Origin of the sequence: uncultured Helicobacter sp., from assembly GCF_937893305.1 — a bacterium.
GTDB lineage: Bacteria > Campylobacterota > Campylobacteria > Campylobacterales > Helicobacteraceae > Helicobacter_D.
Map to the genome: position 1 here is coordinate 1 of NZ_CALBGN010000007.1, position 11158 is coordinate 11158.

An 11158-nucleotide genomic window follows, 5' to 3' on the forward strand; every position below is an offset into this window, starting at 1 on the left:
AGCTCTGGAGGTGGAACAAGTTCAGGTGGTGGCACAGGATCTGGAGGTGGAACAAGCTCTGGAGGTGGAACAAGTTCAGGTGGTGGCACAGGATCTGGAGGTGGAACAACTCCACCATTAGGAGATAAACCACTCCCTGACAAAAAACCAGAAGATAGCAATTCTTTATCCAATGAAGCTTTTATGCGTCTATTCTTAGAACAACTAAAGAACCAAGATCCAACGGCTCCAATGGAAACACAGGAGATACTAACGCAAACTGCGCAACTTACACAAGTTGAAGCGCAAGAAAAGATGAAAAAAGCAATGGAAGATATGACAACAACAATGCAGTCTATGCAAGAAACCAATAAAGCAACCATTGAAGCGCAAAATAAACTTGTAGAAACACAACAAAAAATGTTAGAAACAATGGGGATTCTTGCAGGAAGTATCCAAGATAGCTCAATTTTAGGTGGTTATAACACTGTTGGTATGATAGGAAACATCGCTGAAACTGCCTTTACAGCATTAAAAGTTGAGAAAAATGATCCAATCCCATTTGAGTTGTATTTTGATGAACCTATTGATCCTGAAAAAGGTTCTCCTAAAATCACAATCACTGATAAAGATAACAATATAATCCGTGAAATTGATTTAGCTGAAAAAAACTCAGATGGCTCTTATAAATATAAAGGCAAACAAGGATATATCGCTTTTGAATGGGATACTAGAAATTCTAAAGGCGAATTTATGGGAAAAGGCGATTACACAGTTAGAGCTGAATATAACCTAGATAAAACCACAAACAAATACAAAGAAACACAATTAGGTAGAGGTGAAGTGCAAAGCATTGTGTTTGAACAAGGTGTGCCTTATGTGAAGCTAGGAGAAAAACTAACTGTGCCAATTATCTATGTAACTTCTTACTATAAGAAAACAGGTGAAGGGGTAGATTTACCTGATTTACCAAAACCAGAAGATAAAGCATAAAGGGTTTATTATGGTTGGTTCATTTTATAATGGAATTAGCGGAATCAAAACCCATCAATTTGGTATTGATTCTACATCAAATAATATTGCCAATGTCAATACAACAGGTTATAGAGGAAATTTACCAGAGTTTAAAAGCCTTTTTGCCACAAACTTAAACTACATTAACTCAAACTCACCGATTAACAATGATTATAATTATGGTGCAACGGTTGGCTCTAATGCAATTAATTCTAATGATGGAACTTATGTCAAAGCTGATGGAGAATTTAATGTAGCTTATAGTGGTAAGGGATGGTTTGTTGTAGGGCTTGATAAGGGCGGTGAATTTGATGTTAAAGCACCAGATTATACAGGAGCGCAACAGAATTTTTTCACTAGAGATGGTTCTTTTAGTCTAGATGGCGAAGGCTATTTGGTCAATTCTAGTGGTTATTATATGTATGGGATTAATTTAGGTAAAATCGCACCAGATGGAACATTAACAGGAACAAATAATTTAGAAGAAGATTATGCTAAACTTGGAGGCTCAAAGCTAGAGCCTTTACAAATCCCAAAAGAATTGCATTATAAACCCACATTAACCACAGAAGTCAATTTAGCAATCAATCTAAACCGCACGCAGAATCCAAAAGGCATTACAATTCTAAAAGATGAAAATGGCAAGTTTAGTATGGATAAGTTTCTAGCACAAGATGTTAATACTCTAATGGACGCAAGCGGTAAGCCAATTGATGCAAAAAACTTCAAAGATATTAAATTTAGCATTGAAAAAGGTGGAGTAACCACTGATTATAGCTTTTCTTATGGAACAGATTTTAAAAATGTTGGCGAACTTATGGAGCTTGTAAAAAATAAAACAGGCTTAACACTTGGCTTAAAGCTTGATAGCGAAGGAAATCCTACGGATTGCTCCTTATACTTAAGCAATAGCGGAATGCAAGATATTAAGTTAAGCGTGAGTGGAAAGCTAGCAGATAAACTAGGTTTAAAAGCAAATGGAAGCACATTAGAATCAGCTTTTAAAGGAGAACTTAGTGAATTTGTAGATAGCAAAGATTATAAAGATAAAGATTATGTGAAATTTGAAGGAATGATTTTTCAAAAAATTGGAGATGGAGTAGCCGCTGGAAATCCGATTGATAATCCTGATGGTTGGACATTAATTGATAGTAGTTCTGTTCCAGAATATGTAGAAAAACAAGCTAAAGAATACGAAAAAGATTCTTTTGTTGTAATAGATGGAAAGGTTTATCAAAAGCTAACCGACAAAGGAATTGTAGAAGAAGTAACAGATCCAAACACTGGAAAAGTTACAATTAAATCTCCCACAGAAGATACAGCAAATTGGAAAGAAGTAGGGGAAGCAGCAACAGGAAGTATTGGCGAATATAAAGAGGGAGAAACTTATTCGCAAGATTCCATAGTAAGCTACAATGGAATCTTATATCAAAAAATTAATGGTAATGGAAACACTAATCCTGCTGAAGATACTAAAGGCTGGAAAGCACTGAAACTAAATGGCATTAGTAGCACTCAACTACAAGTGCCAACTTATGAAACAAACACAGAAATTTTTAGTGATTCTGGTGAGAAATTTATCCTAAAGAGTCAATATGTGTTATTAGAACAAGGCGACCCAAACTCTAATCCTGCGACACTAGAACGCTGGGAAGTGCGCACAGAAATTTACGATAGCACTGGAAAAGCACTAATTAGCGACACTCCTGTAATGAGCGAAATCACATTTAATGCTGATGGAAGTGCAAATGCTGATCCTTTTGAAATCCCTTTTAATAATGGAAGCATTAGCGTAGATTTGACAAAATCTGAAGATGGCAAAACTTCTAGCAATTTTGCCTACACAGATTCCACAACAAAATCTATTACGCAAGATGGAACACCATCTGGGATTATGAAAGATATAGTTATCAATAAAGATGGCATTATTTTAGTGAATTTTACAAATGGCAAAATGGAACCTATTGGCAGATTTGGAGTTGCCGCATTTGTTAATGATCAAGGACTTAGTAAAATTGGTGGAAATCTCTTTGAGATGAACGCACGCACCATCAATGGACAAACTAGCGTTGTAAGCGGACCTCCAATTTTAGCGTGGAATGAAGATGGTCTTGCAGGGCTTAAGTTTGGACAAGTAATGGACCATATGCTAGAAACTAGCAATGTAGATACCGGAACTGCTCTAACAGATTTGATTGTTTATCAAAGAGGCTATCAAATGAGTGCAAAATCCATAACAACAGCTGATCAGCTTATGCAAGAAGCAATTCAGCTAAAACGCTAATCTAAAAGTCCAAGCTGTCCGATTCTATAAAGTGCAAAGTCATATTTAATAGGATCGCTTGGATCAAACTCTTTTAATCTCTCACTCACTTCAAGCACTGCTTTATAATCATAACTTTTGCGCTTTAACAACCCAAGCCTTTGAGAAATCCTAAAAGTATGTGTATCAAGTGGCAATAATAAATCTTTTTTATCCACACTACTCCACAAACCTAAATCCAAACAATCTTTACGCACCATCCATCTTAAAAAAAGATTCCATCTTTTTAGTGGTGAAGTGTTTTTCTCTGTAATAGGCAAACCTAGTAAAAACTGCAAACCCTTAGAATTTGAATTTCTTAAACGCTTATAAATTGCGCTTTGTAAATTTTGAATCCCACCTAAAACACCATTTTGGATTCCATCTTTTTGATACCCAATATAAAAAATTTCTTCTAAAGACCCCAAGTTTTGTAATGCTTGAAAGACATCGCAAATTTCAGCATTATTTTGAAAGCGATAAGATTTATTGGTTTGTAATTTGCACTTCTTTTTTAAATCTAATAAATCCTCTAAATTACAAGCTTGTAAGAAATTTAAAATCGCCCGAACATTTCCATAGGCAAATAATGCACAAAATAAAGCAACTTTTTCATTACAAAATCTCCTAGCTACAAGTAAAGGATCCAACAAATCCTCACTTACAGCATATTCTGTATTAAAACTTTGATATTGTGTGTCTAAAAATGTTTTTAAAAATTTTTTAGAAGGATTTTTTGGAATCATTTAAGGGTTTTGCAATAACTGCTTGGTGTCTATTTTAAAATCAAAATATTTTGAAATAATTTTAGAATCCCCAAGCATCCCAAACTGCATACTTGCAGCATTAAAATTTTTCTCTTGCAAATAAATAATCGCATTAGCAATTCTTGTTTCATAATGTGTTGGTGCTTCAAGTTTTGCTAATTGCAATAATGCAGCGGCATTTTCTAAATGCCCCGCCCCAACCGCTGCAACTCCAGCTAAAAACAGCGTTTGAGTATCTTGTTCTTTAAAGTCATCAATTAAACTATTATAAAGCGTGAAAGCTTTTTCAAATTCTTGAAGATACAAATAAGTCAATGCTAGAGATTGTATCACGCCACGCACATCTTTTTGTTCCGTAATTAAGCGCGTATCTAAATCTTGTTGAATATAGTGCAAAGTCCCAATAATATGCGCCATTTCAATATACATTTCACGCACCACAGATGCCCCATAATAAAACGCATCTTTACTAATGCTTTTGTCTTGATAATACTGCTGAAGTTTTAAAGATAGGGATTTTGGATCATCTTTATAATTGAGTGCTAACAAAACTAACAAATTTGCAATAGGATCGTTCGGAGCGATATGTTTTAAGGCTTCTGCACTTTTAATCAATAAACTTTGATGATTGAGCTGCACACCTTGTGCAAAATCTAACGCATAATAAATTGAAACATTACTTTTTTCTTTCTCTAGTGATTCTAAAGGATTTGGAACTCCATCGCGAACAAAATTTAGCAATGCTTGAGAAAACTCTCTATCCAAAGCACTTCCATTAAAATTTACAATTTCTTTACCAATCTCATCTTCTAAGCGTGTTGTATCTCTAAATGTTAGTTTTGCTGTAATCATTGCAAAAAGCCCGGCGTGTAAATCGCTAGGATTTAAATGAAATGCACGCAAAAAGTGGCGATACGCTAAGTCAAAATCATTCATTTGCGCATAATTCAAACCTAAATTGTAATGCAAAATAGAGTGATTAGGATAAGTTTCTACTGCCTTTTTTAAAAGAGCGTTTGCATTGCGGATATTTCCATTTAGGGTTTCTAAAATTGCATTTGCAATATTGCGATTAACACGCGAAATTGTCTGTCCGCGCACCAAAGTTTCCTTTGCTTCTTGCAGATTTTCAATATGGATATTAATCCCACCTTCTTGGATCACATTAAACGCCTCTTGCGCATCAAAAACCTTATAGGGCGCATAATAAAAAAGAATCTTATAGGCGTTTAGCTTCTGTCCGTTAAAGCTTTCCCAAAAACGCTTTTGTGCAACATTGACATCAAAAAATTCATCACGCAAGGTAATTTTAATGGGATAAGGATTGCTTTTTAATGCACCTTCATTGTTTGCATATTTACTAGAGATTTTAGCTGCTTGTCCATATTCTGGAAGCTTCATTTTAATTAACAATAATGCAAAATCTGCTTCTTGGTTACCTCCAAGCGCATCAATGCTTTGCAACATTAAAGAGTTTGCGCGCGGATAATCTCCAATGCGCGCATAAAGCAAAGCAAGATTAAACCAATTTTTAGCATCAGTTGCATTTTTACTCAAAGACTCAATGGCTTTATAATTATTATTAAAATACGCATACATTGCGGCTAATAGCTCATCGCTTTCTGCTTGGTAATAAGAAGAATTTCTGTGCAAAAGCGATGAAAATGCTTCTAAATAATTCCCCAAATAAAAATTTGTCAAAGAATACAAATAAGAATACAATGGTAAATTCCCAGAATATGGCAAATAAGTCTGCGCTAGACGCAAATAATACTGAAATTTCAATGGTTCTTCTAAACGCAAAGAACACACTGCTGCATTTAATGCGCTAATCACTCTATCTTCATTTAAATCAATTGCTTTTTGAAAAGATTTAAGTGCTTCTGCATAAGCCTTTTCCTCCATTTGTGCCACACCTAAATTATAATTAGATAAAACTTCAGAATAATTAGAAATTTTCCCATACAAATCTAATGCTTCTTGTTTGTTTCCATTTGTATATAAAAAATTTGCCTTTCTAATCCAAGCTTCTAAGTTTTCAGCATTTGTAATTAATTCTTTGCTTTTATTAATCACAAAATCTTTTGGCGGAGTTATTGCTACATCTACTTGCTTAGGATCTTTATGGTCTTTTGTTAAAAGAACACCAATAAGAAAAATAAAAGCAAGCAACAAAATCCCAAATAAAACAAGCAACAAAGCAGTTGTTTTCTTATGTTTAGAAAAATATTCTAATAATCTAGCAATTTTACTTTCTGGCTTTTGTGGTTCTTCTTCTTTTTTTAAAATATCATCTAAAATATTAAAATTGTCATCAAGCTGAATGATATCGCCACCCAAAGATTCTGAATTTTTTGGCGTATCTAAATTTGAACTCTCTGAAGAGCTTTCAAAACTTTGATTTTCTGCCATTTATTATCTCAAATATGACTCTAAAACAGATGGAATTCTAATACTTCCATCTGCATTTTGATAATTCTCCATAATTGCCACAAGTGTTCTGCCTACTGCTAAGCTTGAACCATTCAATGTATGCACTAGGACATTCTTTTTATTAGAATCTTTATAGCGGATTTTAGCCCTTCTTGCTTGAAAATCTCTTGTGTTAGAAATAGAGCTAATTTCCCTATAACAATTTTGCCCCGGAAGCCACACTTCAATATCCACAGTATTACTAGCACAAAATCCTAAATCTCCACCACAAAGTTGCACTAAACGATGCGGAAGCCCTAAAGATACAAGCAACTCTGAAGCACAAGAAATCATTCTCTCTTGCATTACATCGCTATCCTGTGGCGTTGTAAGTGCTACAAGCTCCACTTTATCAAATTGATGTTGTCTAATAATCCCGCGCGTATCTCGCCCTGCACTCCCCGCTTCTTTTCTAAAACAAGGCGTATAAGCTGTTAGCATCATAGGAAGCATATCTTCCTTTAAAATCTCATCGCTATAAAGATTTGTAAGCGTTGCTTCTGCTGTTGGAATCAAATATAAGGCGTGTCCTTTACCGCTCTCTTCATCTTTAAAATCAGAAATTTTAAACAAATCTTCTTCAAATTTTGGCAACTGCCCTGTTCCAAAAAGCGTTTGCGCATTTGCAATTGCAGGTGTTCCAACTTCACTAAAACCGCGCGCACTATTGAAATCAAGCATATAATTAATCAACGCTCTTTCTAACTTTGCCCCCATCCCCATAAACACACTAAAACGACTTTTTGCAAGCTTTACACCTCTCTCAAAATCAATCCAACCATTTTTCTCTGCCAGCTCCCAATGCTCTTTTGGCTTAAAATCAAATCGTGGAATCTCTAACACTTTTTTAAGCTCTACATTATCGTTTTCATCTTTACCAAAAGGCGTTTTAGAATCTGGAATATTTGGAATATTGTGTGTTAGTTCTTGAAGTTTATTTTCCCAAACTTCAAGTTCTTTAGCAGATAAATCAATCTTAACCTTAAGCGCATCACACTCTGCTTTAAGCGCATTAATATCCCCGCCTTCTTGCTTATATTTAGCAAACAATTTTGTTTTTGCATTTTGTTCTGCTTGAAGTTCTTCTAGGGAAATTTTTTTTTGTTTATAATTTAAACTGCTTTGGCGCAAATTCTCTAATAACACTGCATCAATATTGCGTTTTGATAATTTTTCTACAATAGAATCAAAGTCATTAACAAGAAGTTTTAAATCAATCATACACACCCCAAATTCTTAAAAAATATGAAGATTCTACAATACTGCCTTTTAAAAGACGCTAAAAATTTTATAAATTAGAAAAAATCAAAGAAAGATAATATATAATTAAGTTTTTTAAGGAATTTAAATGCTTGGGAATTTTACACTCACACTTTCTATTTTATGCGGAATCTCGCTTGTAATTTTAGCAATCACTGGTATCTCAATTAGCAAAAATAGCACTAAACTTACAGGTTTTGAAAAGAAACTTTTATTTTTTGTTGCATTTTTACTTTGTTTTGGAGTAATTACGCTATATATTTTAGGCAACCTTGAACTATTTCTTGCCTTAATAAAATAGATTCCATCTTTTTGGAATCTTACACTTTTTGTCTTCTCCACACTCCACTTTGAAAGATTCGCCAATACACAAACGCTCTTAAAAATGTCTCCACACAAATGCAAAGGTAAATATACTCAACTGCATACCCTAATGTTGCAATAAAATAACAAGGAACAACACGCAATCCCCAAATCATCACACTATTAATCATTAATGTAATCTTTGTAATCCCAGCTCCACGCAACGCACCATCTAAAATACAAATAAACGCAAAGGCAACTTGTGAGATTCCAATAGGAATAAGATAGCTTGCACTTGCCTCTATTGTCCTAGTATCTTCACTAAAAAACCCTGAGAGTTGTGATGCAAAAACACTCATCACAAACCCAACAATCCCCATAAAGATTCCACCTAAAAGCAAAGTATTTAAAGTAGAATATTTCGCTTCTAATGGTTTCTTAGCCCCTAAATTCTGTCCCATTAACGCCATTGCAGCAATCATAAATCCAAATCCAGGCATAAACGCAAACCCCTCAATTCTTGTTGCAATTTGATAGCCTGCTAAATCATAAGTGCCATATAATGCAACAAATTTTGTCATAAACAAAATTGAAAAAAGTGTCAAAAACCGCTCTGCTCCACTTGGAATCCCAACAATAAAAGCGCGTTTAATATAATCAAAATTAATCCTCCCTCTTAATGCAATGGGACTTTTTTTATACAAAAGTAAAAACAAAAAGAGTGCCAAAGTTTCTAAAAAATTTACAATCAATGTCCCAATTGCTGCGCCAATCACACCAAAAGCAGGAATAAAAACAAAACCAAAAATTAACATAAACTTAATAAAAGGATTAATCAGCGTAATGCCAATTTTAATATAAAAAGGAAATTTTGTAGCTCCAGCAGCAGAAAATGCAGAAATACTCACTTGTTTAACCAAAAGTAAAGGAATACTAAAAAGCACAATCCTTAAATATTCACTCCCAATACTATGCGCTTGCTCTGAAATCCCAATCCAAGAGAAAAAAATCTCATACCCCAAAAACCCAAAAGCCATCAAAGGCAAAGAAAAACAAAAAGAAGCGAAGGTCAAACTTAACACAACCTCATTTGCACTTTTTTGATCCTTTGCCCCTAAAAATCTTGCTACAAGCGCACTATTTCCCACAAATACAATTGTTGTAAAAGCGAACATTAACATAATAAAATTTAAGCTAACACCCACTGCCACAATCGCACTTGCCCCAAAAGTGCCAATCATCAACAAATCAATACTAAGATTAATAATATCTAAAAGTGAATTTAGCCCAGAAGGAATTGCAATATTTAGAATTCTACGACTTCGTTCTTTAGAAAAAAAGCGCATTTGATACAATTTATTATCCGAAATTTTTAAGAATTGTAACAATCTTTTTACACAACAACTCTTAAAAATTTTATAAACTTATCATTTTTAAGCTTGCAAATCTCCATAATATATGGAATCCAAAAAAGGATTCCATAGTTTTATCTATTTCCAAAACTCTGTATTTGTGATTCCAACATCGCTAGCTTTAAAAACAGGATTTTTACCAGCTTTTCTTTGTGCTTCATAGTCTTTTAACACTTTAATTGCAGTATTGCTTAAAAGCAACATTACAATAATGTTAATGCTTGCCATAAATCCCATAAACACATCCGCTAAATCCCAAGCAAGCGATAAATTCAGTTGCGCACCAATAAACACCATTATCACAGCGCAAGCTCTAAAAATTTGTAAAGCAAGTTTGTTTTCTGTAATAAACTTAAAGTTTGCTTCCGCATAAAAATAATTTCCAATCAATGAAGTAAATGCAAAAAGCACAATCGCCATACTCACAAACATCAGCCCAAAGGTTCCCAAATGCCCTTGCATAACACCTTGAATCAATGCCATTCCTTGTAAATTACTTGTATCAATATTAGAACAAAGAACCATAAAAGCACTTGCTGAACAAATAATCAATGTATCAATAAAAACAGATAGCGTTTGAACCATTCCTTGTTTTGCAGGATGGCTAGTGTGTGCCGCAGCTGCTGCATTTGGTGCAGAGCCCATACCTGCTTCATTAGAAAACAATCCACGCTTAATCCCTATAACAATCGCACTTCCAGCAAATCCACTAAAAATCGCTTCAAAATTAAACGCCTCTTGCAAAACACTTCCAAAAATCAATGGAATCTTATCAAAATTCATTCCTATAACAATTAATGCAACAACAAGATAACCAAACGCCATAATCGGCACTAAAATAGAAGAAATAATTGCGGATTTTTTCGCCCCACCAAAAAAGAAAAATGACACCAAAACCGCCAAAACAAGCCCAACAAAAGTTGTTAAATAACCATTATTATACGCTTCAGTTCCTACAAAAATTTCAAAAGAAGAAGTCAGTGTGTAAGACTGCAATCCATTAAAACCGCAAGCAAAACAAAAAATCAAAGAAGTTGCAAACACAATCCCAAGTGCGCGTGATTTTAAAGCTGTTTCTATATAGTATGCAGGACCACCTTTATAATGATGTTCCCCATCTCTTCGTTTATACACTTGCGCCAAAGTGGATTCCACAAATGCACTAGCCCCACCAACAATTGCTGTAATCCACATCCAAAATAATGCTCCAACTCCTCCACCAGCAATCGCCACAGAAACACCAACGATATTTCCAATTCCAACCCTTGAAGCCGTAGAAATCATCAACGCTCCAAAGGGTGTAATATGCTCTTTATTCCCACGCTCTTTTAAGACCAAAAATGCATCTTTTAAAAACCTAACCTGAATAAAGCGCGTCCTAATTGTCAAATATAGCCCACATAAAATCAGCGCAAACACAAGCCAATAAGTGTATAAAAACCCATTTGTTGTACCAATTAAATTGTAAAACATCTCCATTTATATCCTTAATATTGAAATATTGGAACGTTATTCTAGCAAAGTGCTATGGATTTACTATAAAAACTTAAAAAAATTTTCTACAAATCTTTCTCGCAAGAGAAATAAAGAAACATTACTCCCCCCTCCCCCTATGTCCTAAATCTGTAATATACTCTGCAAGTTGTTTG

Annotated in this window: 8 protein-coding genes; 2 read left to right on the forward strand and 6 right to left on the reverse strand. The window is 34.4% G+C overall.

The genetic code is table 11. From position 1 onward, the window contains the following. A partial coding sequence (gene flgD / locus Q0358_RS01285; RefSeq protein WP_299546202.1) for a flagellar hook assembly protein FlgD occupies positions 1-972 on the forward strand: 972 nt, incomplete at its 5' end. 10 nt (positions 973-982) lie between these two features. Beyond that, entirely contained in the window at positions 983-3277 is a 2295-nt protein-coding gene (locus Q0358_RS01290) for a flagellar hook-basal body complex protein (protein ID WP_299546204.1), read from the forward strand. Here the strand turns inward: Q0358_RS01290 and Q0358_RS01295 are convergent. From Q0358_RS01295 to Q0358_RS01320, 6 genes are all read right to left on the reverse strand, one after another. Continuing rightward, positions 3274-4041 (reverse strand): TIGR02757 family protein, encoded by a 768-nt coding sequence (locus Q0358_RS01295; protein ID WP_299546206.1) that lies wholly within the window; start codon positions 4039-4041, stop codon positions 3274-3276. The two genes, Q0358_RS01290 and Q0358_RS01295, sit on opposite strands and share 4 nt — an antisense overlap. Beyond that, entirely contained in the window at positions 4042-6474 is a 2433-nt protein-coding gene (locus tag Q0358_RS01300; RefSeq protein ID WP_299546208.1) for a tetratricopeptide repeat protein, read from the reverse strand. A gap of 3 nt (positions 6475-6477) precedes the next feature. Next, on the reverse strand, positions 6478-7755 hold the full coding sequence (gene serS, locus Q0358_RS01305; protein WP_299546210.1) for a serine--tRNA ligase: 1278 nt from the start codon (positions 7753-7755) through the stop codon (positions 6478-6480). A 123-nt stretch (positions 7756-7878) separates the two neighbouring features. After that, positions 7879-8136, reverse strand: a complete 258-nt coding sequence (locus Q0358_RS01310; protein WP_299546212.1) for a hypothetical protein — start codon at positions 8134-8136, stop codon at positions 7879-7881. Further along, positions 8115-9443: an MATE family efflux transporter gene (locus Q0358_RS01315; RefSeq protein WP_299546214.1), complete on the reverse strand. Its 1329-nt coding sequence runs from the start codon at positions 9441-9443 to the stop codon at positions 8115-8117. The genes Q0358_RS01310 and Q0358_RS01315 overlap by 22 nt, the downstream gene beginning before the upstream one ends. Positions 9444-9587: 144 nt before the next feature. Then, on the reverse strand, positions 9588-10988 hold the full coding sequence (locus Q0358_RS01320) for an alanine/glycine:cation symporter family protein (protein WP_299546216.1): 1401 nt from the start codon (positions 10986-10988) through the stop codon (positions 9588-9590). Positions 10989-11158: the final 170 nt, after the last annotated feature.